This is a genomic window from Cognaticolwellia beringensis (genome assembly GCF_002076895.1).
GTDB classification, from domain to species: domain Bacteria; phylum Pseudomonadota; class Gammaproteobacteria; order Enterobacterales; family Alteromonadaceae; genus Cognaticolwellia; species Cognaticolwellia beringensis.
Map to the genome: position 1 here is coordinate 1,437,735 of NZ_CP020465.1, position 24,002 is coordinate 1,461,736.

Consider the following 24,002-nt stretch of genomic DNA (forward strand, 5'->3'; position numbering starts at 1 on the left):
AAGGCCATGCAAAGTCAAAGTCAAAGGTAGTGTTAATAAGTCATGCGTAAATCAGATAAAAAATTGGATAATCAAATAGTCAAAGTGCTAACTCAGGTTTGCCACTCCGCGTTAGAAAGCATCGAAGGCTTTGAGTGGTTAACACATACCGTTAATTTTGATAACTTCCCCGAAAGTTTAAAAATAGTTTGTGTTTTTGACCGTAACATTACATTAGCGAGCTATTTGAAGTCATCTGATAATAATAGCTTAGCATCGATGATTACCAGTAATCTTGCTGATATTGGCATTGAGCTTAAAAATGCTAAAAACCAAGTTGAGCTAGATAGCGAAGAAAACTGTACGCTATATCACGCTGGAAATTGGCGTAAAAGACTTGCTTAGACGCTATAAACTATTAAACAATGTCCATGCTATGGCACACATAATTAATCCAACGAGTATATCAATGATTCTTTTTACCTTAGCTTGATTAAGCCAAGGTGACATTTTCGCCGCTGCGCCAGCTAAACTATAAAACCATAGCATAGAAGCCAACATGGTACCGATTGCAAATGCAATTTTTTCATGGCCTTGAAACTGGCCACCAACACTGCCCAATATCAATACCGTATCAAGATAAACATGTGGATTCAATAACGTTACTGCTAATGTAGAAGCAATAACTAGCCAAGGTCTTTTATTCGTTTTTTCCGCTTTTTCATGCGCACTATTATAACTATTAAGCCATGCTTGGCGAAATGACAAAACTGCATAACCACATAAAAATAGTATACCGCCCCAAGAAATAACGGTGACTAAGGTTGGAGATGTGGCGATAAGTTTTGCACCGCCAAACACACCTAATGCAATAAGTACCACATCACATAGCATGCAAATTGATGCAGCTAAAAAATGATGATTTTTTTTAATGCCATGATTGAGCACATGAGAATTTTGCGCGCCAAGCGGAATAATCATACTGCCACCTAAAAAAAGGCCTTGTAGAAGAGGTGAAAACATTTTACTCCAAAAAATATCAGTGTGTTGTGTCATTGCGGCTAATATAACGAATCAGTATTAATAAATATAATTAATGATTTTCATCTTTGATTAGTTTTGCTAATGTCGCTGTGTTAAATCAACATGAGCAACTTGTAGGAGTGAATTACTTTGTTGGATTATAAGCTATTACATGCGTTGAGCGTGGTGGTGGATGAACAAAATTTTGATAAAGCCGCTTCGGTATTAGCTATTACACAATCTGCTGTGTCACAGCGGATTAAAAGCTTAGAGCAAACGCTAGGTCAGCCGGTATTAATTCGTGCACAACCTCTAGTAGCAACTAGTATCGGTAAGAAATTACTCGCTCATTATCAACAGGTGAAATTACTTGAGCAAGATATTATCCCTGAAATTTCAGGTGATAAAAAAAACGAAACAATTACGGCAAACATCGCCAGTAATGCAGACAGTTTAGCCACTTGGTTAATTGGAGCCATTGGTGATGTCTGTCATGAATATAATGTCGCAGTAAACTTTCGATTGGTTGATGAAAATAGAAGTCTTAATTACTTAAAAGATGGTGAAGTGTTTGGCGCGTTGAGTACACATGAACATGCTTTACCAGGTTGTACACTTGATAAATTAGGCGATATTCAGTATTTATTAGTCGCTTCGCCAAGTTTTATCAAACGTTATTTTTTTAAGGGTATTAATGAACAATCATTGGCCAGAGCACCCGCTGTGGCTTATGATCAAAAAGATGATATGCACATTAAATATATTGAACAAACTTTTGGATTAAAAGGTGGCTCTTACCCTTGTCATACTGTGCGCTCGTCAGAAGCCTTTGTTAACTTTGCTAAGCAGGGCTTAGCTTATTGCTTAATCCCTAAATTGCAAATACAAGCTGAATTGACTTCAGGAGTACTGGTAAACTTGATGCCAGAACACCCTATTATAAGAACACTATACTGGCATCATTGGATATTGTTGAAAGGAGTCTTTAAAGAATTTTCAACCGCGATAATTACCCGTGCAAAACAAGCGTTAGAGAATCAATAATCGTATGAAAAATTATATGTATTGATTGTTAAATTAATAAAAAAGACAATAAATCAATTGATTAGGAGTTAAATGTGAGCAATTTAGTCGTTAGAAAAGCTACAGCGGACGATACCCGTATATTATTTAAATTTATTATAGATCTCGCGATCTATGAGAAAGCTGAACATGAAGTTTTAGCCACAGAACAAAGCATAAAAGATAGTATTTTTGCAGAAAACAGTCATGTTTTCGCCTTAATTTGTGAGCTTGACGGTGTCGCGATTGGCTCAGCCATTTATTTCTTTAATTATTCCACTTGGTTAGCAAAATCAGGCCTGTATTTAGAAGACTTATACGTTATGCCTGAATACCGTGGCAAAGGTGCAGGCGTTAAATTACTAAAAGCTATGGCAAAAATCGCCATAGAAAAAGACTGTGCGCGATTTGAATGGAGCTGCTTAGATTGGAATACGCCTTCAAGAGAATTTTATCATTCGCTAGGTGCAGTCGCACAAGAAGAGTGGGTTGGCTATCGTATGACCGGTAAAACACTTAGTAATTTTGCAGCTGATCTGACGGTATAATCGTAATTCCTGATGGAGGATGTTCTGCGTAAGCGAGCATAGCATTCGCCACCTTTTTGGCTTGAATTACGTGATACTTTTTTGGGATCATAAATGCAAGTGCGTTCATCAATACGCTACCCAGTTGCTCGCCGAGTCGGAACTCATCACGTTGACCTGATAACATTGACGGACGAAATAGGCCAAGGTGCTCAAAGCCAATGTCACTTAACCCTGTCTCCACTTTCCCCTTAACTTGGTTATAAAATATGGACGAAGACTCATTTGCTGCCATTGCGGTCACTATGGCAAAAAGTGCCGTATTTTGACGATAAAAATGTTTGGCTATGATCAGTGGGTACAGGTAATCAATTTTACAAAAAGCTGATTTAGAGCCTGCTTTATTTATAGTACTGCCAAGTGTGCAAAATATATGATCAATTTTGGCTAAGCCGTCGTTGTTAGTTGTTGTATTTTGCTTTTCTTCATTAGCGAGTTCTAAGCGAGTGAATTCTGCGGTTAAATGCTCAAAATCTACTATTCTTTGTTCAAGTTTGTTGTGTTCTATAGTAAGAGGGTTTCGCACTAAGGCGATAACTTTACTGTAATTGCTACTTTCTAAAAGCTGCATCAACAAATGTTGTCCAACTAAACCACTGGCACCAACAATTAAGGCAACTTTATTCTTATCTTGAGGTTGTGCAACGCTATGTATTGTCATTTTTCCTCTGAATTGAATAAACTAATGTTCACTAACATTTTAGCCTATTTAACTCGGCTTTAATCTGTTCGGCTATGCCTTTCGAGTGAATACTATTTTTTTGTAATTTATGCCCTAATTCAGCTAGGCCATTACTACTATCAGAAACGGATACTAATCGAATGTTTATATCCTCTGCAACATGGCTTTGTTGCTCGGCCGCTGTTGCTACCTGCTCAATACTTTCGCTCATTATCTCAATGCTTGTTTTTGTTTGAGAAAGTCGTTCAAAGCTAATATTTGTATTATCAACCGTACGGGTAATTGAATCTTTGTTCTCGTCTAATGTTTGAACGGCTTTATTGACATCTATTTGTAAATTGCTAATTAAGTTACTGATATCTTGAGTAGAGGTTTGAGTACGTGCTGCTAAGCTTCTAACCTCATCGGCAACAACGGCAAAACCTCTTCCTTGTTCTCCTGCTCTTGCTGCTTCTATTGCCGCGTTTAGTGCTAGTAGGTTAGTTTGATCGGCAATAGATCGAATAGTTTCAACAATACTCGTTATATCATCACTGCGAGCAGCAACTTGTGATATTTGTTCGCTCGTCAAGGATATATTGCCCTGAAGTAATTGCACGTTTTTCACACTACTTTCTAATATGTCCTGTGTTTCTTGGAGAAGTGCGTTAGCATGCTTGCCACCATTAGCCGTTTCTACTGCTAGCTTTGCTACATCACCCGAAGAAGCTGCCATTTCAGTCATTGCTGTAGCAATACTGTCTAAATCTATTTGTTGTGCTTGAGTGCCAGTTTCAACGTCATTTGCAATATTTTCTAATTCGCTGAATTTTCCATATAGCTCATGAGAAAAAGTTTTAGATGCACTAATCATTTCTGCCAATTTATTAATGAACTTATTAAACCCTTCTGCCAAGAGAATTAATTCTGCATGACTATTAACATTTACTTTTTGAGTTAGATCCCCTTCATTTTCTGCCAATTCTTGAATTGAAGAAGACAGTAACTTTATGGGGGTCGTTATCGACCTTGCGAGCCAAATTGCAAATAATAAAGCGACTATTACAAACAGCAACGAAAAGAGCAAAAGTTCTACTAACGCTATATTGTAGTGCTCATTCGCTTGCTCGGTCATTTGTAATATTGAGGCTAAAGCAACCTTTTCAGGCAGTGAAATAAGTAATGTCCAAGTCACATCGGCTTCACTGATAAACACTGGAACTTTAACATACCAGTCAGTACCTGAGTTAACTGAGCTTTTAGATTCATTCAATATCGTAGAAAGTTCTGCATTAACTGCACTGGCTTTATTAGATAATTTATCAGGGTAAAGGCTTGATGCTATTAGGATATTTCGCTGACTGAATAAACTTATAGATGCATTACCCTGAAATAATGATTTTGACTGTTCTGTTATCCATTTTTGTATGACAGGTAAATTTATATCAACGCCAACTATTCCTCTAAACTCTTTAGATACAATAATAGGGGCAGATAGCGTTGTCATTAATTCATGACGACCGGACTCTATTTCATACAAATAAGGATCTAACGCACAAGGCTTTAGTGAGTCTTTACTGCATAAATAAAACTCTGCGGTACGAATGCCATTATCGTCTTTATCAGTAATGTATTTATCTTGTGCATTTTCAGTAGGGTAAAAAATGGCTTTTCCATTCTCTTTTATCCAATAAACTTCTAGAGTTCCTGTTGGTGTTGAGTGTTGACCGAATGCTAAAAACTTACTATCGAGTCTGTCATAACCATTCACTTCAAATTGGGCATAAATTGAGCTAATTGTTGGCGTGGCATCTAAAGCGTAATGGCTTAAATCATTTACAACATCTCGATCAAAAGGCGTATTAGGGTAAGCTGTTTTAGCTAAAGTTTCAGCCAAAATTAGTGCTGGTGCGAAGCTTTGCTTAAGTAAATTACTGATACGTTCACTCGACAATTTTCCGGCGTCTTCCATCGAGTTAAGCACAGAACTTTGTAGCAGGCTTTGAGTTGACGATATTTGTTCAGAGGACAAAGATGATAATGTACTAGAGGTTATAACCCCAAAAGCAATAGCACAGAGCAAAACAATACTAATAAATAATACCGTGACTTTTTGTTGAATTGAATGTCGTTTACTTAACAGCATTAGTAGTAGACCTTTTGTATCAATTGAAAAAATATGTAGTTAAAATAACAAACTGCAAGGCTGAATAAGCATAAGTGCAGGATTATTATTAATAACTAACTTATCAGATAAACTTTAAATAACAATAAATATCGTGAAGTGATAAATTTACAAACAATATCATTATTGAAATTGAAACTAATATCCGAGAATGCACTTTTGCGAATATGACTAAACTTATTCTCTTGGATTGGGTATAGCTAAGAAAGTCGATGATACCGTGATAATCGATAAATTATTAAAGTTATCTATTGATCTTGATGTTGGTCATGCAGAGCACAAACCCAGACTACGTTAATGTATACGTAATGTTAGTGGTTACTTTTTGAGATGGTTATAGGTACTTAATTTTACTATGTATATGTGGCACCAGTTATACTTAGAATTGTATTAGGTGTATTGATAGGGGCAGATTTACATCACGCCAATTTGCCCCTATTTTATCTATATTTGAAAGGAGATTAACTAAATTATCAGTTTTTTGCTGACCAATTTAGCGATAAAATGATTCAACAGTCCCTTTTACTGTGACTAAAAGCGGTTGTCCACGACGATCTAATGCTTTAGCCGAAGCGACTTTTACCCAGCCTTCACTGATGCAATATTCTTCAACATCGAAGCGCTCTTTGCCATTGATTCGAATACCAATTTCATGTTCGAAAACTGCTGCAACATGATGTGGGCTGCGAGGGTTAATTGAAAGGCGATCGGGTAAAGCTGGTTGCGAACTTGTATCGTTCATATGAGTGGTCTGTAATAAGTGAAAAGTGCGCTATTGTAGGCAATATAAGTATACCGCTCAAGTACTGTTAGCGTAATTAAATCTCTTTTTACTCTATTGTTCTACTCGGTTAATCGCAGACATGGGCTTTTGTGGTTAGCATGTACATTTTTAGCACAATTTTTAGCACAATAAAGGGGGGGGGGCGATAAACTTTCATTACTGCTGGTTGCTTAATTCGCAAATGGTAAACACTTTTACGTTAATTTACGACTTGCTCTGTGTTAAGCTTTTGTTAATGTGCTCTATTGCAATAAATTACATTGTAGTTTATAAATCATTTAGGCATATATTTTAGTGGTTTTTTAGATGGTATTTATGGATAAAACCCTATGCTGCGAAAAATTTCCAGCTTATAGTTTATGGTTAAAAAATTGGGACTCATGGATGCCCCTTATTCCGTTAGTTTTATATTTTTATAATTAAATTAAATTAAAAATTAAATTAAAAATTAAAAAATAAATTAAAAAATAAATTAGGTTGTTGCTAATTAAATACTTTTTATCGATTCTCTCAAGTTTTTACACTATTCACTTTTTATTGATTCAAACAATTTAAATATTCAGGCCAACATTATTCACAATCACGGTTAAACAGTGGTTGGAAATACCATTATATAAGCAAAAATAGGTTTTTATTTTATATGGCTATACTCAAGTGGCAGCAAGTATTTTGAATATATTTAAAATAGTGGTTAGTAAATGTTTGATATTTTTTACCATATATTATTTTTCGTTTTCTCTCATTAATTCGGCATTCGCCAATGACTTGAATATTACTTTGAATAGCATTCAACCCTCTATTTATTATGCTTGCCCAGTAGATACAGTGTTAAGTGATACTGTTGATGGATTTTTAGCTAACTCACCAAATTTATCAAATCAAGCGCGCTCGAAGCTACTTTGGCAAAAATCGACGGCTATTTACTGTAAATATGGTTTTAGTGAAGATTATCTAAGGCACTTAAAGAAAATAACCCTTTTACCGAGTAAGGAAGTAAACCCAAATATTTTATCAATTGCCCTTTTTGATTTGACCGCATTTTATTATCGATATTCAGAAAAAAAAGCATGTGATTTTTTGCATGAAATGCGACCTTTAGTAACAAGTGCGTCACAAGAGGTTTTGAAGTACCTGGATATGTCCGAGCTTCAGTATTGTTCGGATAAAACTGCAGTAGAAAAAATCCAAGGCTTTCTTATGTTACTGGAGTTAAATAAAGGCGATAGAAAGTTTATAAGTGATATTTATCTCACTATAGCTGAAATGTATTCATCTATAGGTCAGTATAATCTAGCCGCGAAAACGTTCAAAAAACAATTGTCTTATATTAATAATGATTTTGAGATACATCGTACTTATTATTCTATTGCTACTGAATTATTAGATGCTGGTGAAATTGAAGAAAGTAAGCAATATTTTAGAAAATTTGAATCAGGGAAAGCCCTGTTCATAGATGCTCAATATTACCAAGTGTTATTACTCACTTTAAAAATAAAGTTCGCATATATAGAAAAAAAGTTTCCAGCAATGTTAGCGCTTATTAATGAATTTGAACCTTATCAAAGTACGACTGAAGAGTTGCATCAAAATAATAAAATGACATTGTATAAAGCTATAGCATGTTTAGAAAATAATAGAACTCAATGTGTTGATAGCTTCATAGTAAAAAAAGAATTACTAATTGAGCAAACCAATACCACTAATTTACGGTTACTATATGAGTTTTTGAGCAAATATTATATATCTCAAAATCAACCTTACTTAGCAAAACAGTATTTTGACAATTATATAGATATCAATCAACAAGCTTTAATTAGTCAGCAAAATTCTGTTTCTATTTTAGCTTTTGCAGAGTTACAACAAGATATAGTTTCACTGGAACTTAGCTTAGTTTCAGCTAACCTCGAGCAATCAAAGATCACCTTAGGATTATCCAGTATAATAATATTTACATTGTTCACCATCTGCATATTTATATGGCATCAAAAAAATAAACAAAAAATATTATCAGAAACTGATGAGCTTACACGCATCTTCAATAGGCGAGCGATTTTTGAACAAATAGCATGCTTAAACAATACGATAAACAATGATATACATGCCATTATTCTTTTTGACTTAGATGACTTCAAATCTATAAATGATAAATACTCACATATTTGTGGTGATAAAGCACTGAGGCATATAGTTAAACTAACTAAAGATAATATTAGACAGCAAGATCTTTTTGGTAGAATTGGTGGAGAGGAGTTTGTTATTTGTTTAAAGGATTTAGAAAAAGTTTCCGCGCAAATTATAGTTGAGCGCATCCGTAGTAGCTTTGAAAGTAACCCCATATTTATAAATGATGAAAGTGAACTAACGGTTACAGCCAGTTTTTCAATAACCTATATGAAAGAAACAATTCCTAATTTTGAGTCCATTTATCAAGGCCTAGATAATGCGCTTTATAAGGCGAAAGACCTCGGTAGAAACAGGATAGTTGAAGTGTAACCGTAAAGGGATATTTTTCTCAATATAGATAATTAAAATAGCGCTTCAAGCATACTGTGGCATGCATTGAATCGATAAACAGTACTTGCATTAGTTAATTTTTACTTCTTATCGGCAGATAGCTACGCCTTTTTTCTTTTGCATATAAAAATGTAGATTCTTGCAAATGATAACTAAATTAAATAACAAGCCACATAAGAAGCAACATAACTAATGCGGTTTTATTTTCTACGTTAACAAGGCAATAATTTTCTGACCATAAAGCTCAAGCTTTGTTTTACCTAAGCCATTAACTTCAAGTAGTTGGTTTGAATTTTTAGGATTTATTCGCGCTATATCCATTAAAGTTGCGTCATGAAATACAACATATGCTGGAACATTCCGCTCTTTTGCCCATAAAGATCGCTGTTGCTTAAGTTTTTCAAAGTTGATTTGTTCGCCTGCCGATAAATCGCACTCAATAGATTTTTTTTTGTTTTGGGCTTGCTTTGGCTTTTTATATTTTTGCACTTTAAGTTGAATCGCACATTCACCTTTTAATAATGGTCGCGCTTTTTCGGTTAATTTTAACACGCCATAATCCATTTCAACCGCTAAATATCCCATGGAAATAAGTTGTCTAAATACCGTTTGCCATTCCATTGCCGTAAGTTCGCTGCCAATATTATAGGTGGAAAGTTGATCGTGATTCAGACTAGTAATTTTTGGTGTTTTTTTGCCGGTTAGCACATCTATTTGATGGCCAACTCCAAACCTTTGCCCTGTTCGATAAACCGTAGAAAGGGCTTTTCGTGCAGCACTGGTGCCATCCCAAGTTACCGGAGGGTTTAAGCAATTATCACAATTACCGCAGGGCTCTGCTAATGTTTCTCCGAAATAATTTAACAGCACTTGTCTGCGACATGAACTGACTTCACAGTAACCCAGTAGAGCGTCAATTTTACGTTGAGTGATAAATTTAAACTGTTCATTACCATCACTTTGACTTGCCATCTGCTTTAGCTTGATAACATCTTGCATACCATAAGCTAACCATGTGTTAGCTGGCATGCCATCTCGACCTGCGCGTCCAGTTTCTTGATAATAAGCTTCAATACTTTTTGGTAAATTTAAATGTGCAACAAATCTCACATCAGGCTTATCAATACCCATGCCAAATGCAATGGTAGCGACAATTATAATGCCGTCTTCTCTTAAGAATCGCTGTTGATTATTATCTTTAAGATCACTGGCTAAACCAGCATGATAAGGTAAAGCGGTTTTTCCTTGCTCAGTTAACCACAGAGCGGTTGATTCTACGGATTTTCGTGAAAGGCAATAGACAATACCGGCATCTTTTTCATGCTCGGTATTAATAAACCTCAGTAGCTGCTCTTTGCTATTTTTCTGTTCACTGATGCGATATTGAATATTGGGTCGATCAAAGCTATGTACAAAAGTTTTAGCACCCGTTAAATTTAAAACCTGAACGATTTCATCACGGGTTTTCATATCAGCAGTTGCGGTTAAGGCAATTTTTGGTGTGTTGGGATATCGGTGACCTATGATAGAGAGTTTTTGATACTCAGGCCTAAAGTCGTGGCCCCATTGCGAGACGCAGTGCGCTTCGTCAAAGGCAAATAATGCGATGGTGACTCGATCTAGTAGCGATAGAAAATAATCACTTAAGAGTCTTTCTGGCGCTACATATAATAAGTCGACATTGCCCGAGGTGATTAGCTGCTCAACACGACGCTGTTCTTCATAATCTTGTGATGAATTTAAAAACTCAGCTTTTACCCCTTGTAACTTTAACGCATCAACTTGATCTTTCATTAAGGCAATGAGTGGCGATACAACAATACCAACGCCCTGTAAAACAATAGCCGGTATTTGATAGCATAATGATTTTCCGCCACCGGTTGGCATAAGGGTGAAAACATCAGCACCATTGATTAGTTCACTAATGATGCTGGCTTGTTGGTGACGAAAATCAGTGTAACCGAAGGTATTTTGTAAAACTGATTTTGCTGTGTTGATATCCAAATTAAGTTCCTTTGTAAGCTTGATATGATTAAGTCAGCATATTTAAATAACGTAGACTAAAAATTTAAAAATAAACACCGTAAAGTGCTATACCGGTATTAATAAATTTTATTAACCTGGCATTTTAGCATTGAAGAATTACTTTGAGGGCAGAGCATTTGAAGAAGATATCATTAATACCTGCATAAATGAACATGTGACAAGCGGGCGATTATGCAGGGAGACATTTTGCTTAATACAGTACACGGTTTTATGATGACTTTTTTTGAAAGTGCTTATCTTTGAGCTTGTATTATTCATAACTACAGAGCTTAATTCTTATACGTTAAAAATTCTCCATAAGTAACAATATTCCTCATGTATTCAATAGTAATGTGGACGTCACTACCTTAATTTATCACCTAAATAAAATTACCGGTATGCGGCCTAAACGGATGTAAGGGAACCTTTAATGCACAAAATATAAACATTAATGCAAATGATATCTATTATCATTTGCATTTGAGGTTTGTGTTAGTTAATATCTCAATCCTCACTAATTAAGACTTTAAAATAAAAGTAATAAAACATGAACTCTCAAATAAAACCTCATCAAAAAAATAAAATGACATTGGGTGCACAAGCCGTAGCTGCGGCATTGGTATTTAGTGGTACATCGGCATACGCAGAAAATAACCTAGAAAATTGTGAAAAAGACAGTGCCGTTATTTGTGAATCGAAAGAAATTAATAAATCTGAAGAAGCAATTGAATTAATTAAGGTTCACGGCTCTAAAACTTCTGTCTATTTACATGACGCTTCTGGTGATATTCGTCGTGTTGCCGAACTTGTTGATACGCCACAAATGATCACCGTACTGACACAAGATCAAATTATAGAAGCCGGTAAAACAGATCTTAAAGATATACTATCCGCACAAGCGGGCATTACTTTAGGTACAGGTGAAAACGGCAACGCTTTTGGCGACCGTTATATTATTCGTGGTCATGAAGCACGCAGTGATGTTTTTGTTGATGGCTTAAGAGACCCAGGAATGAGCACGCGTGAAAGCTTTGCTACCGAGCGTGTTGAAATTACCAAAGGACCAAGCTCAACTTTTGCAGGTCGAGGCTCATCAGGTGGTGCGGTTAACAGCATCACTAAAAAGGCATCTGTAAATTATAACTTTGGCCGTGTTGATGCCGGTTTAGGTAGTGATGAATATAAACGTGTAACGCTAGATTATAATTTACCCTTATCAGAGAATACCGCAGTTCGACTTAATGCTTTGATTTCTGATGAAGATAAGCCAGACCGTGAAGGAGTTTCAAATGAAAGAAATGGCGTACAGTTATCCGGTGTGTATTTACCAACCCAAGCATTATCAATTACCGCGGATGCTTATTATTTAGATGCGGAAGATGTGCCTGACTTAGGCAGTTACTTTGACAAAGATGAGCGTACTCCCGTTAAAGATATTCCGGTTTATTCACAAGCGTCAGACTTTTTAAAGTCGGAAGTCAAAACCTTTACCTTACGCACAGAGTATGAAGTTAACGATAATATTACGCTTTATAACGCTACGCGTTTTGGTGACACCAAAAATGGCTATATTACTACTGGAGCAAAGGGGACAGTTCGCGCGGATAGCGATCCGGATGCCCCAGGTGCAAAAACGATAGGTTTAAGTACGCATCAAGGTTATCAAGATGTTTCATACGTGAGTACACAGTTTAACTTGTTCTGGAACACTTCTGTTTTTGACGTAGAAAACAACTTTGTTTTTGGTTTTGAATACAGCGATGAAAGTGTTAACAACGGTGTATATGATATTGAATATAATAACCCAACGAATTGTATAACCTCGGGTCGACGTGGCGATAGCGCAGGCTACTGTATTCTCGACGGTGCAGGTGAGCAGCTTGATAACCTTGATCAATTGATGGGTCGAACTTATAGTCGTGGCGATAACGATGCAGTACTAGATATTGAAACTGTGTCAGTTTACATGTTAGATACGGTACATGTAACCGATCAACTCGATGTATTTTATGGCGCTAGATTAGATAATTTTGATTACAGTAATGAAGCAACAAGTGGCGGAACATCAGCACTTTATGCTTATTCAGATACTATGTACAATGGTAATTTTGGTGTAATCTATGACTTTTCTGAAGACGTTAATGTTTATGCAAATTACAGCACAGCAACCAATATTAATGGTGGAGAAACTGATTTAGGCGCGAACTGTGGTTATGGCGGTGTTTGTGGTAATGCCACTCAAGTACCTGATTCAGATCCTGAACGTGTAGAAAATATTGAACTTGGCACAAAATTAATGCTACTTGACGATAACTTTATGCTTAGCGCATCTATTTTCCAAATTACTAAAAATGATGTTATGGAAAGTGTCGGTGACGATGATTACGCGACTTTAGGTACGTTAAATACTGGCGAGAATAGAGTAAGAGGTATTGAAATTGGCTTTGTTGGTAATATAACGGAAAACCTTAGTGTACAGTTCTCTGCTACGTCAATGGACTCTGAAGTGTTAGATTCTATAAATGATGAAAGCATTGGCCTAGCGTTAAGCAATTTTGCTGAAAAAAGTGTTTACTTACAACTAAGATATGAGCTTAATGAGTCATTCGTTGTTGGTGGAGATTACGCTTATCAAAGTGAAATGTATGCGGGGCAACCTGACTCTGCTGCGGGTTATGACAGTGTAAATAATCGCTACAGTATTGTTGTACCTAGTTATCAAGTGGTTAACTTATTTGCTAACTATTACGCGACTGACGATTTAACCTTTAGATTAAATATTGGTAATGCATTTAACGAAGAGTATTTTACAGCGGCTTATCGTTCGGGTGCCTTTATGTATTTAGGCAGTGCTACCAGCACAAAACTTACTGCAACATATGAGTTTTAATAAATACTAAATCCATGGTAATAGTTTCTTTTAGAAACATTTTAGAATTGAGTTAAACAGGTAAAGTAATCGTAATGATTGTTATAGAAAAAATATTATCGAAAGAAGAAGTTCATAGTTATCGCCAACAGCTTGCCAACGCCCCTTGGGGTGACGGCGGCAATACAGCGATGGGTATGGCGGCTTCAGTGAAAAATAACAATCAAGCTGATGCCAGTAATACCCTTGTGCGTCAATTAGCTAACCAGCTATTGTCGCGCATTGGTGAAACACCTAAAGTGGTATCAGCTGCTTTACCGCATAAAATATTCCCCCCTTGTTTTAATCGCTACAGTGAGACAGAAGAGTACGGTTATCACGTAGACGCTGCTGTTATGAGAATACCTGGAACATCTGAAGTTTTACGTAGCGATATGTCAATGACCACTTTTTTAAGTGAACCTGAAGAATATGAAGGAGGAGAGTTAGTTATATCTACCGAATTTGGCCAGCAGTCAATAAAACTACCTGCCGGATATGCGGTTGTTTATCCGTCGAGCAGCCTTCACAAGGTTACGGCTGTTACTCAAGGACAGCGCTTTGCAGCTATTACTTGGATGCAAAGCATGATATCAGATGTCAGTATTCGCCAAAATTTATATCAGTTAGATCAAACTATTCAAAACCTGATCAAAGAAAATAAAACTTCTCGCACTGAAATGGACAATTTGCATAATGTTTACCACAACTTAATTCGACAGTTTGCGCAGTTGTAGTCAGTATTTCTAGTTAAAGGAACAATCATAATAAAGCTTAATATCACTAAAGCGCGGTTTAGCGTGATTATTTAATAGACATAAAATTATATATTAAGGGCAAAACTCAATAGTACCCGTTTGCCCGACTCAATTTTAGATACACTGTGTTCGTATTTATCCGGACGAAATAGATAAACCCGGTTAAATAAATTGATAATACAGTTTGAACATTCAAACACACCACCACTTTTAGCTCGCACCAACACAAAATTAAGTTTGTAATAACGTCCTTTTTGTACCGGATCGCTGTGCTTCATCACACTATGATTAGTAGGGTAAGTGACATAATTAATAGAAAAAACTCTACTGCTGAAAATTGCTTTATTTGTTACTTTGGCGATCATAACCGCTCCATTATTTTGAGCGTAATAGTCATTATCTAGACACTCAGAAACAATAATATTGGGTTAAGCTATGCCAATTACAAGCAAATATACTGCAATGAGTTTATTTAGTTATTAAAAATAGACGATGGCTTAAATACAACTACGCTGCAGTTAAATAAACCTAATTAACATGCAGCATAAACTAGGCTTAGTGTTACTCGAATTGTCTGTAATGTCAGGATGCCGCGAAGCTGTTTCGCTCATAATAAAATGTTTATGAACTATGACGAGAGTCACGATATTGTTTTGGCGAAATACCGACTAATTTTTTGAATAGTCGCGAAAAATAATACGGATCGCTGTAGCCTAAGCCACTGGCAATGTCTTTAATGGCAATATCACTATTATCTAACTGCGAACAAGCGTGTTGTATTTTCATATTAATAAAGTGCTGAATAGGAGAGCTATCGGTTAACTCTTTAAATTTTTTCGCAAAGTGAAATTTAGATAACTGACTATAATGCGCTAACGTATCTAAACTCAGTTCTTGATGCAAACTGTTGCGCATTAAAGCTTCAACCGCCTCTAAATCAAAACTGGAACTGTTATTAAACATGGTTAAACGTAATTGCAGCGCGAGAAAGCTCAACGCTTGTTGCAAAATATGCACGGCATGAATAACGTTCGTCGCCGTATAACCTCGAGCACCTAATGCCAGTAGGTGATCAAAATCACTAACAATATTATTTAACACGCCTACATGCGCAACACCACTATCCATTTTCATTAGTAGTCGCTCAGCAAAATCTTGCGCTAAGGTGCCAGTGAAGTTAATCCAATAGACAATATTATCTACAGCTTTGCTGTCACGGCTACTCAGTTGCTTATCACCGTGGCTAATTTTATTTATCGAATCTTTTGTTTTATTAAGCGTAAAAGTGAAGGGAGTATTAGCATTAATAATAACAAGATCGCCACGTTCTATTATTCTTTCTTTACCTAGGTAGTGTAGTTTTCCTGCGCCGGATAAGCAGTAAATTAAGCTGTGTGAATGGTTATATTCTTGCTGAAGTTTATAGTTGTTATTTGCTTGTGTTATGCCCAAAGAAACTGGGTATAAGCCGTCAGTTAATCGATGTTTAGCTAGTTTTTTTAATAAAAATACGGGGATGAACAAGCGAATGTCAGCTGATTTTGTGAGTTTGATATTTGACATGGTAGCCTACAATTTATACACGGTGTTGCTTGGTGGTCTAATCACAATATAGTCCATCAAATTGACAATAAAATCAATGTTCATTACATTTTTAGTGTGTTCTAATTTTGTTATTGAGTTTCCATTATCGACTTTTACGACTAAAACTAGTGCATAGGTGCTTTAGTAGGTTGTGAATACTGAGATAATTATTGCTTTAAAACACGGATATTTTTTACTGAATATCACTTGTGAATAAGCGATTTTGATAAATTAAGAGAGTATGAGATGAATACTGAAAGATATCAGTTAAAAAATAAAATACGTATCGTTACCGCCGCATCATTATTTGATGGTCACGACGCCGCTATTAATATTATGCGCAGAATTTTGCAATCAAGCGGTGCAGAAGTTATTCATCTTGGTCATGACCGCAGCGTTGAAGAAGTGGTTAATACTGCCATTCAAGAAGACGCAAACGCTATTGCGATGACCTCTTATCAAGGTGGCCATAATGAATATTTTAAATATATGTATGACCTGTTAAAAGAGCGTGGTTGTGAGCATATTCGTATAGTAGGTGGCGGTGGGGGTGTAATACTGCCTGACGAAATTAAAATGCTACAAGACTACGGCATTACCCGTATTTACTCACCTGATGATGGCCGCGCGCTTGGCTTGTTAGGTATGATTGATGACATGCTAGAGCGTTGTGATTTTAAAACCGGTATTAATGTTAAAAAAGATGACGTAGCCAACTTAAAGAAAGGCGTGCCTCTACAAGATAAAAAGCAAGCGATTGCCCGTTTAATTTCAGCTGCAGAAAACGCGCCAGAAGAAAACAAAAGCGACCTGGCTAAAATACGTAAAATTGCCACAGTAAGTAAAACGCCAGTATTAGGTATCACCGGTACCGGTGGTGCAGGTAAATCGTCATTAGTTGATGAATTGATCCGCCGCTTTTTAATGGCGTCAGAAGATAGCAAAATTGCGATTGTCTCGGTTGACCCGTCAAAGCGTAAAACCGGCGGGGCATTATTAGGTGACCGTATACGTATGAATGCGGTAAATAATGACCGTGTTTACATGCGATCGCTAGCAACACGCCAGTCAAATTTAGCCTTGTCTGTATATGTAAATGACACACTAGACATTTTAAAAGCGACTGACTTTGATTTAATTATTTTAGAAACCTCAGGTATTGGTCAGTCAGACACCGAAATTGAAGAGCATTCTGATGTTTCATTATATGTGATGACACCAGAATACGGTGCCGCTACCCAACTTGAAAAAATAGATATGTTAGATTTTGCTGACATTATCGCGTTAAATAAATTTGATAAACGTGGTGCTTTAGATGCATTACGTGACGTGAAAAAACAATACAAACGCAACCGTGGCATGTTTGAAGCCGGCGATGATGAAGTTCCTGTATACGGCACTATTGCGTCACAATTTAATGACCGTGGTATGACCGAACTATACAACGCGGTGATCACCGCGTTAAATACTAAAGCAGGCTTAACCGTTGGTGATCTCTTATCTACTGAAGGCACGTTAGCGAATAAGAGTAGTGTTATTCCAGGTAACCGTATTCGTTACTTATCTGAAATATCAGAAAGTAACCGTGGTTACGATGCTTGGGTAGAGAAGCAAACTACGGTGGCACAAAAGCTTTATGGCATTCATCAAGCCATTGAAACAGCAAAAGAAACTGACACAGATGTGTCAGCAGGTTTAGTTGCTCAACTTGAAGCATTATATACCCATGTTGAGCTTGATTTAGATCCAAAAAACAAACTATTACTAGAGCAATGGGCAGATAAAGTTCAGCGTTATAAAGACCCTGAATTTAAATTTAAAGTGCGTGATAAAGAGCTTTCAATCCAAACGCATACCAAATCGTTGTCGGGTAGTGCTATTCCAAAAATCAGCATGCCTAAATACCAAGGCTGGGGTGACATTCTAAAATGGAACCTACAAGAAAACGTACCGGGTGAATTTCCATATACCGCCGGTTTGTTCCCATTCAAGCGTGAAGGTGAAGACCCAACAAGAATGTTCGCAGGTGAAGGTGGCCCGGAACGTACTAACCGTCGTTTTCATTATGTCTCTAAAGGTATGCCAGCAAAACGTTTATCGACAGCATTCGATTCAGTAACTTTATACGGAAACGATCCTGCTATTCGTCCTGATATTTACGGGAAAATTGGTAACGCCGGTGTTTCAATTTGTTGTTTAGATGACGCTAAAAAACTTTATTCTGGTTTTGACTTAGCACATGCCATGACTTCAGTCTCAATGACGATTAATGGTCCAGCACCGATGCTTTTAGGCTTCTTTTTGAATGCGGCGATAGATCAACAGTGTGAACGCTTTATTGTTGAAAATGGTTTAGAAAAAGAAGTGGCTGCCACAATTAAAAAGATCTACCAAGGCAAAGGTTGTGAACGTCCAACTTATCAAGGCGAATTGCCTGAAGGTAACGACGGTTTAGGCTTGATGTTATTGGGTGTTACGGGCGATCAAGTGTTGCCACCTGAAGTATACAAAACGATAAAAGCGAAAACATTAACCTTGGTTCGCGGTACAGTACAAGCGGATATCTTAAAAGAAGATCAAGCCCAAAATACCTGTATTTTCTCCACTGAATTTGCATTGCGCTTAATGGGCGATGTGCAAGAGTACTTTATTGATAAAGGCGTACGTAACTTCTACTCAGTGTCAATTTCTGGCTACCATATTGCAGAAGCTGGCGCGAACCCGATCACTCAATTGGCGTTAACTTTAGCGAATGGCTTTACGTTTGTAGAATATTACTTAAGCCGAGGTATGGACATCAACGAGTTTGGTCCAAACTTATCGTTTTTCTTCTCAAACGGTATTGACCCAGAATATGCGGTAATTGGCCGAGTGGCTCGTCGTATATGGTCAAAAGCGATGAAGAATAAATACGGCGCTAATGCCCGTGCCCAAATGTTGAAATACCATATTCAAACCTCTGGTCGTTCATTGCATGCACAAGAAATTGATTTCAATGACATTCGCACTACCTTGCAAGCGCTTTACGCAATCAACGATAACTGTAACTCATTGCATACCAATGCTTACGATGAAGCGATTACTACACCGACTGAAGACAGTGTTCGTCGTGCGATGGCGATTCAATTAATTATCAACCGTGAGTTAGGTTTGTCTAAAAATGAAAACCCTATTCAAGGCGCCTTTATTATTGAAGAGTTAACTGATTTAGTCGAAGAAGCGGTATTAACTGAGTTTGATAGAATCAACGAACGTGGCGGTGTACTGGGCGCGATGGAAACTATGTACCAGCGTGGCAAAATTCAAGAAGAAAGTATGCATTACGAGCACTTAAAACATTCAGGTGAGTTCCCTATTATTGGTGTTAATACCTTCTTAAGTTCAACCGGGTCACCAACAATTGTGCCGGAAGAAGTTATTCGTGCAACAGAAGAAGAAAAGACTTATCAAATTGAGATGTTAGCGAGTTTAAATAAAGCCAATGAAGCGGAAGTACAAGTGCTGCTTAAACGTTTACAAACAGCGGCAATTAAACATGAAAACATTTTTGAACTGATGATGGATGCTTGTAAGGTTTGTTCATTAGGTCAAATTGTTAATTCATTATTTGAAGCTGGCGGTCAATACCGCCGCAACATGTAAGCTTTATTCATTTAATATAAGCAACCAGACGAGTATGAGTGATGAGTAATTACCAAGCGCCAATGCGCGATATGCAATTTTTATTGCATGAAGTTTTTAATGCTGAAAAATTATGGACAACCATGCCAGCTGTTGCTGAGCTAATTGATAAAGACACTGCCGATGCGATTTTATCGGAGGGCGCAAAGTTAACCGCTGGTGTTATCGCGCCCTTGAATCGAAACAGTGATGAACAAGGTGCTACTTGGTCAAACGGTGAGGTGACAACACCTGACGGTTTTGCCAAAGCTTATCAACTTTACTGTGAAGGTGGTTGGGGCTCGTTAAGTGGCGACCCTGAACATGGTGGCATGGGAATGCCTAAAATGTTGCAATCGTTTGTTGAAGAAATGACACAATCGGCTTCTATTTCATTTGCGCTTTACCCAATGTTGACGGCGGGCGCGAGTTTGGCGCTTAGTGCTCATGCTAGCGAAGAAATGAAGCAAACTTACTTAGAAAATATGTATTCGGGCAAGTGGGCTGGCACCATGTGCTTAACCGAGCCTCATGCCGGTAGTGATTTAGGTATAATGACGGCAAAAGCAGAAGCGCTAGACGATGGCAGTTTTGCTTTATCCGGCACTAAAATATTTATCACGGGTGGCGAGCAAGACTTAACTGAAAATATTATTCATTTAGTCTTAGCGAAAATACCGGGTGCGCCAGAAGGTCCTCGCGGTATTTCTATGTTTGTGGTACCTAAGTTTTTATTAAATAATGATGGCAGCTTAGGCGCTAGAAATACCGTTACTTGTGGCTCAATTGAACACAAAATGGGCATTAAAGGCTCAGCAACTTGTGTGATGAACTTTGATACCGCTACAGGCTTTTTAGTTGGCGAAGAAAACAAAGGCTTAAATTACATGTTCACGATGATGAACTATGAACGTTTAGGCATGGGTATTCAAGGCGTTGGTGCGGCTGAAACCTCATATCAACAAGCGGCAGAATACGCCATTGAACGTATTCAAGGCCGCAGCGCTACAGGTGTTAAATCAGCGGATAAAAAAGCCGACTCGCTTATTGTTCACCCTGATGTTAGAAAGATGCTGCTAACTATGCGAGCATTTAACGAAGGTGGCCGCTGTTTTTCTACGTATGTTGCTAAACAACTCGATATTGTTAAATTTTCTGCTGATGAAACTGAAAAACAGCAAGCCGAAGCATTAGTTGCATTATTAACGCCGGTTGCTAAAGCGTTTATGACCGATATGGCTTATGAAAGCTGTAACTTAGGGCAAATGGTTTTTGGTGGTCATGGTTATGTGCGCGAATGGGGGCAAGAGCAGCTGGTTCGTGATGTTCGTATCGCCCAAATTTATGAAGGCACTAATGGCATTCAGGCCTTGGACTTATTGGGCCGCAAAGTGGTTGCCAATAAGGGCAAGTTTCTTGATGTTTATTTTGCAGAAATCACAACATTTATTGAACAACAGGCCAATAATCAAGAGCTCACTGGTTTTATTGCGCCTTTAGCGGGGGCTTTAGAAAAGTTAAAAGCGATCACTGTAGTCATTATTGCCGAAAATGCTGATGATAAAAATATGGTTGGTGCCTCTGCAACTGATTATTTAGCCGCCTTTGGTTTGCTTAGCTATGCCTACATGTGGGCTTTGATGGCTGAGCAAGCATCAAAGCAATCAGAGCATGATTTTTATCAAGCAAAACTGTATGTTGGACATTTTTTCATTGAACGATTATTACCCAGAATTGACGGTCATATTCATGCGATTGAAGCCGGTAGTAAAACGTTGATGGAGATGCCAGAAGGTTTATTTAACTATAATCATTAATTATTAGCCGCTGAGTAAGTGACCGACGGGACTAAAGTTTAATTGTTTTGGTCATTAATATACTGAATGCTAATTAACCTGAACGTTGCTTTACATTATTTTATTAGCTGCTGAACTCAACCGAATAGTTCAGCAGCTAATATAATTCATCAAGAGGGCCTAAAATGTTGACAGTTCCGGAAAGATTTACCGCATTTCGCATTCATAAAAATGATAAAACCATTACCAGTGGCTTTGAAAAAATTAGCCTTGATGATTTAACTGCTGGCGAAGTAGTTGTTAAGGTTGCTTATTCAGACATTAACTATAAAGATGCGCTAGCAGCAACGGGTAAAGGTCGCATTTTAAGAACTTACCCATTAGTCGGCGGCATTGATTTATCAGGCGTTGTCGTTAGCTCAGAAGACTCGCGTTTTCAGACCGGCGATAAAGTGCTAGTTTGTGGCGCGCAATTATCAGAGCTTTATGATGGTGGTTATAGTGAATATGCCCGTGTTAAGGCCGACTCAATCGTTAACTTGCCTATTGGCATGAGTTTACGTGATGTTATGGCGCTAGGCACTGCCGGTTATACTGCGGCGCTTGCGATACAGCGAATGGAAGATAACGGTCAAATACCAGAACGAGGCCCAATTGTTGTTACGGGTGCTACGGGCGGTGTCGGTAGTTTTGCGATTAACATGTTGTCGAATATTGGCTATGAAGTTATTGCCTATACGGGTAAAACAGAACAAGAACCCTATTTAAAAGCGTTGGGAGCAAGCAAGTTAATTAATCGTCATGATATTGAAATGGGTACCAAGCCATTAGAAAATGCCCAATGGGGCGGGGCGATTGATAATGTTGGCGGTGATACTTTAGCTTGGTTAACTCGCACAACAAACGTTTGGGGCAACATTGCTTCGATTGGCTTAGCTGGTGGTTACAAACTTGAATCAACGGTTATGCCTTTTATTTTACGTGGTGTTAGCTTGCTTGGTATTAACTCAGTTGAAATGCCCTTATCGGTTAGAACACAAGGATGGAAGCGCTTAGCTAGCGATTTAAAACCTACTAAGCTCGAACTTATTTCTCCCACCACCATTAAATTCGCTGATTTACCTCAAGCATTTGACGCCTATGTTGAAGGTAGCGTTACTGGACGAACCGTAGTTGAAATTGATGCGAGCCTAGATTAACCGCCATTTATTCAAAATATAATATGTGTAAATACAAAGTTAAGGATTGATATGTCACCGGTAATATTTAGCGAAATAAAGACAAAAAATAATAAGCGCATTGCATTTGCAGAATTAAATGCCCCAAAATCGCTTAATGCTCTTAACATGAGTATGTTTGTGTTATTGCATAAGCAACTACTGGCATGGCAAAGCAATGATGAAATTGCCATGGTAATTATTCAAGGGGCTGGAGATAAAGCCTTTTGCGCTGGTGGTGATGTTGTTAGCTTATGCCATGTGCTTAAAGAGGAAAGAGAAAATAGCGCTAACATTGAGTCGAATTACTTAACACAAACATCGGCTAGTATAATCAATGACGAAACTATTATTGCATCTTTTGGGCATGAGTTTTTCTCACTAGAGTATCAAGTAGATCAACTGATACACGAATTTACTAAACCCATTTTAGTTTGGGGTGACGGGTATATCATGGGCGGTGGTATTGGCTTATTTGCTGGTGCGAGTCATAAAGTGGTTACCGAAAAAACCTTGCTAGCCATGCCCGAAATCACGATAGGTTTATATCCCGATGTTGGTGCAAGTTGGTTTCTTAATAAAATGCCTAATAATATCGGGCTATTTTTAGGTATGACGGGCGCAATTTTTAATGCGGCAGACGCGTTAAACATTGGTTTAGCTAATGTTGGCATTAACAGTAGCTTTAAAAATGATGTAATAGCAGACCTGAGTAATATTGATTGGCAAAGTAATAACGAAAACTATGACTTGCTTGATCAAGCATTGAGTAAGTTTGTTCAACAAAGTGAGCAAGCATTCAAATCAATGCTATCTAACATAGTCGAGCATCAAGCGGTGATTACACAATTAACCCATTTTGATAATGGCGCAGATATCTATCAAGCTATTTTAGCCCTAGAAACTGATAATGACTGGTTACAGCGAGCACAAGGTAAGCTGAGAAAAGGTAGCCCGCTTTCGGCGATAATAACCTATCAACATTTAATAATGAGTAGAGATCTCACTTTAGCAGAATGCTTTGCCGCTGATATCAACTTAAGTTTACGTTGTTGTCAGTATCCAGAATTAAGTGAAGGCGTTCGGGCACTGCTGATAGATAAAGATAAAAGTCCGCGCTGGACCTATGAAAACATTAACGATATTCCCGCAGAATTACTGACTTGGTTTTTTACCCCTTTAAAAAACCTAAGCAAATAAATTATTAATATCGGCTTTAACTCATTTAATACCTATGTAGTTTAAAGCCGACGTTACAA

Annotated in this window: 17 protein-coding genes; 10 read left to right on the forward strand and 7 right to left on the reverse strand. The window is 37.5% G+C overall.

Features of this window, described 5'->3' with window-relative positions; all coding sequences use genetic code 11:
- The first annotated feature begins 42 nt into the window (after positions 1-42).
- Complete coding sequence (locus B5D82_RS06040) at positions 43-384, forward strand: Fis family transcriptional regulator (protein WP_081149972.1); 342 nt, start codon at positions 43-45, stop codon at positions 382-384.
- Between the two features lie 3 nt (positions 385-387).
- On the opposite strand, the gene B5D82_RS06045 is transcribed toward B5D82_RS06040, so the two are convergent.
- Positions 388-1,002: a LysE/ArgO family amino acid transporter gene (locus B5D82_RS06045; protein ID WP_081149973.1), complete on the reverse strand. Its 615-nt coding sequence runs from the start codon at positions 1,000-1,002 to the stop codon at positions 388-390.
- Between the two features lie 150 nt (positions 1,003-1,152).
- On the opposite strand from B5D82_RS06045, the gene B5D82_RS06050 reads away from it, so the two are divergent.
- Together B5D82_RS06050 and B5D82_RS06055 are read left to right on the forward strand one after the other, a co-directional pair.
- Positions 1,153-2,046, forward strand: coding sequence for a LysR family transcriptional regulator ArgP (locus B5D82_RS06050; protein ID WP_245807567.1), 894 nt, complete (start codon positions 1,153-1,155; stop codon positions 2,044-2,046).
- 74 nt (positions 2,047-2,120) lie between these two features.
- Positions 2,121-2,612 carry a GNAT family N-acetyltransferase gene (locus B5D82_RS06055; protein WP_081149976.1) on the forward strand — a complete coding sequence of 164 codons (492 nt, stop codon included), beginning with the start codon at positions 2,121-2,123 and terminating at the stop codon, positions 2,610-2,612.
- Here the strand turns inward: B5D82_RS06055 and B5D82_RS06060 are convergent.
- The 3 genes from B5D82_RS06060 to B5D82_RS06070 all read right to left on the reverse strand — a co-directional run bounded on the left by B5D82_RS06060 (position 2,581) and on the right by B5D82_RS06070 (position 6,239).
- Positions 2,581-3,312 (reverse strand): NAD-dependent epimerase/dehydratase family protein, encoded by a 732-nt coding sequence (locus tag B5D82_RS06060; RefSeq protein ID WP_081149978.1) that lies wholly within the window; start codon positions 3,310-3,312, stop codon positions 2,581-2,583. The genes B5D82_RS06055 and B5D82_RS06060 overlap by 32 nt on opposite strands.
- Before the next feature lie 31 nt (positions 3,313-3,343).
- Positions 3,344-5,458 carry a methyl-accepting chemotaxis protein gene (locus B5D82_RS06065; RefSeq protein ID WP_081149980.1) on the reverse strand — a complete coding sequence of 705 codons (2,115 nt, stop codon included), beginning with the start codon at positions 5,456-5,458 and terminating at the stop codon, positions 3,344-3,346.
- A 532-nt stretch (positions 5,459-5,990) separates the two neighbouring features.
- Positions 5,991-6,239, reverse strand: a complete 249-nt coding sequence (locus tag B5D82_RS06070; RefSeq protein ID WP_081149981.1) for a DUF3297 family protein — start codon at positions 6,237-6,239, stop codon at positions 5,991-5,993.
- A 696-nt stretch (positions 6,240-6,935) separates the two neighbouring features.
- Between B5D82_RS06070 and B5D82_RS06075 the strand changes: the two genes are divergently transcribed.
- A complete protein-coding gene (locus tag B5D82_RS06075; protein ID WP_081149983.1) occupies positions 6,936-8,774 on the forward strand; it encodes a GGDEF domain-containing protein in 1,839 nt (612 codons plus the stop codon).
- Between the two features lie 228 nt (positions 8,775-9,002).
- On the opposite strand, the gene recQ is transcribed toward B5D82_RS06075, so the two are convergent.
- Positions 9,003-10,799, reverse strand: a complete 1,797-nt coding sequence (recQ, locus tag B5D82_RS06080) for a DNA helicase RecQ (protein WP_081149984.1) — start codon at positions 10,797-10,799, stop codon at positions 9,003-9,005.
- A gap of 568 nt (positions 10,800-11,367) precedes the next feature.
- Between recQ and B5D82_RS06085 the strand changes: the two genes are divergently transcribed.
- Both B5D82_RS06085 and B5D82_RS06090 read left to right on the forward strand, forming a co-directional pair.
- Positions 11,368-13,710 carry a TonB-dependent receptor gene (locus B5D82_RS06085; RefSeq protein WP_081149986.1) on the forward strand — a complete coding sequence of 781 codons (2,343 nt, stop codon included), beginning with the start codon at positions 11,368-11,370 and terminating at the stop codon, positions 13,708-13,710.
- 74 nt (positions 13,711-13,784) lie between these two features.
- Positions 13,785-14,465 carry a Fe2+-dependent dioxygenase gene (locus tag B5D82_RS06090; protein WP_081149987.1) on the forward strand — a complete coding sequence of 227 codons (681 nt, stop codon included), beginning with the start codon at positions 13,785-13,787 and terminating at the stop codon, positions 14,463-14,465.
- A gap of 86 nt (positions 14,466-14,551) precedes the next feature.
- Here B5D82_RS06090 and B5D82_RS06095 read toward each other — a convergent pair whose 3' ends face one another.
- Together B5D82_RS06095 and B5D82_RS06100 are read right to left on the reverse strand one after the other, a co-directional pair.
- On the reverse strand, positions 14,552-14,851 hold the full coding sequence (locus B5D82_RS06095) for a hypothetical protein (RefSeq protein ID WP_081149989.1): 300 nt from the start codon (positions 14,849-14,851) through the stop codon (positions 14,552-14,554).
- A gap of 256 nt (positions 14,852-15,107) precedes the next feature.
- Positions 15,108-16,049: an AraC family transcriptional regulator gene (locus tag B5D82_RS06100; protein ID WP_081149991.1), complete on the reverse strand. Its 942-nt coding sequence runs from the start codon at positions 16,047-16,049 to the stop codon at positions 15,108-15,110.
- A gap of 267 nt (positions 16,050-16,316) precedes the next feature.
- On the opposite strand from B5D82_RS06100, the gene B5D82_RS06105 reads away from it, so the two are divergent.
- The 4 genes from B5D82_RS06105 (at position 16,317) to B5D82_RS06120 (ending at position 23,943) form a co-directional block, all read left to right on the forward strand.
- Positions 16,317-19,712: a methylmalonyl-CoA mutase family protein gene (locus B5D82_RS06105; protein ID WP_081149992.1), complete on the forward strand. Its 3,396-nt coding sequence runs from the start codon at positions 16,317-16,319 to the stop codon at positions 19,710-19,712.
- A 41-nt stretch (positions 19,713-19,753) separates the two neighbouring features.
- The gene (locus B5D82_RS06110) at positions 19,754-21,547 is read left to right on the forward strand and encodes an acyl-CoA dehydrogenase C-terminal domain-containing protein (RefSeq protein ID WP_081149994.1); all 1,794 of its coding nucleotides are present in this window, start codon (positions 19,754-19,756) and stop codon (positions 21,545-21,547) included.
- A 164-nt stretch (positions 21,548-21,711) separates the two neighbouring features.
- On the forward strand, positions 21,712-22,725 hold the full coding sequence (locus B5D82_RS06115; RefSeq protein ID WP_081149995.1) for an oxidoreductase: 1,014 nt from the start codon (positions 21,712-21,714) through the stop codon (positions 22,723-22,725).
- Positions 22,726-22,776: 51 nt separating this feature from the next.
- Complete coding sequence (locus tag B5D82_RS06120) at positions 22,777-23,943, forward strand: enoyl-CoA hydratase/isomerase family protein (protein WP_081149997.1); 1,167 nt, start codon at positions 22,777-22,779, stop codon at positions 23,941-23,943.
- Positions 23,944-24,002 lie beyond the last annotated feature (59 nt).

What these genes read in the sequence shown, in the direction of transcription:
- B5D82_RS06090 (WP_081149987.1), top strand. Translation starts at nt 13,785, where the DNA reads ATGATTGTTATAGAAAAAATATTATCGAAAGAAGAAGTTCATAGTTAT.
- B5D82_RS06100 (WP_081149991.1), bottom strand. Translation starts at nt 16,049, where the DNA reads ATGTCAAATATCAAACTCACAAAATCAGCTGACATTCGCTTGTTCATC.
- B5D82_RS06085 (WP_081149986.1), top strand. Translation starts at nt 11,368, where the DNA reads ATGAACTCTCAAATAAAACCTCATCAAAAAAATAAAATGACATTGGGT.
- B5D82_RS06060 (WP_081149978.1), bottom strand. Translation starts at nt 3,312, where the DNA reads ATGACAATACATAGCGTTGCACAACCTCAAGATAAGAATAAAGTTGCC.
- B5D82_RS06095 (WP_081149989.1), bottom strand. Translation starts at nt 14,851, where the DNA reads ATGATCGCCAAAGTAACAAATAAAGCAATTTTCAGCAGTAGAGTTTTT.
- B5D82_RS06105 (WP_081149992.1), top strand. Translation starts at nt 16,317, where the DNA reads ATGAATACTGAAAGATATCAGTTAAAAAATAAAATACGTATCGTTACC.
- B5D82_RS06115 (WP_081149995.1), top strand. Translation starts at nt 21,712, where the DNA reads ATGTTGACAGTTCCGGAAAGATTTACCGCATTTCGCATTCATAAAAAT.
- B5D82_RS06070 (WP_081149981.1), bottom strand. Translation starts at nt 6,239, where the DNA reads ATGAACGATACAAGTTCGCAACCAGCTTTACCCGATCGCCTTTCAATT.
- B5D82_RS06045 (WP_081149973.1), bottom strand. Translation starts at nt 1,002, where the DNA reads ATGTTTTCACCTCTTCTACAAGGCCTTTTTTTAGGTGGCAGTATGATT.
- B5D82_RS06040 (WP_081149972.1), top strand. Translation starts at nt 43, where the DNA reads ATGCGTAAATCAGATAAAAAATTGGATAATCAAATAGTCAAAGTGCTA.
- B5D82_RS06110 (WP_081149994.1), top strand. Translation starts at nt 19,754, where the DNA reads ATGAGTAATTACCAAGCGCCAATGCGCGATATGCAATTTTTATTGCAT.
- B5D82_RS06120 (WP_081149997.1), top strand. Translation starts at nt 22,777, where the DNA reads ATGTCACCGGTAATATTTAGCGAAATAAAGACAAAAAATAATAAGCGC.
- B5D82_RS06065 (WP_081149980.1), bottom strand. Translation starts at nt 5,458, where the DNA reads ATGCTGTTAAGTAAACGACATTCAATTCAACAAAAAGTCACGGTATTA.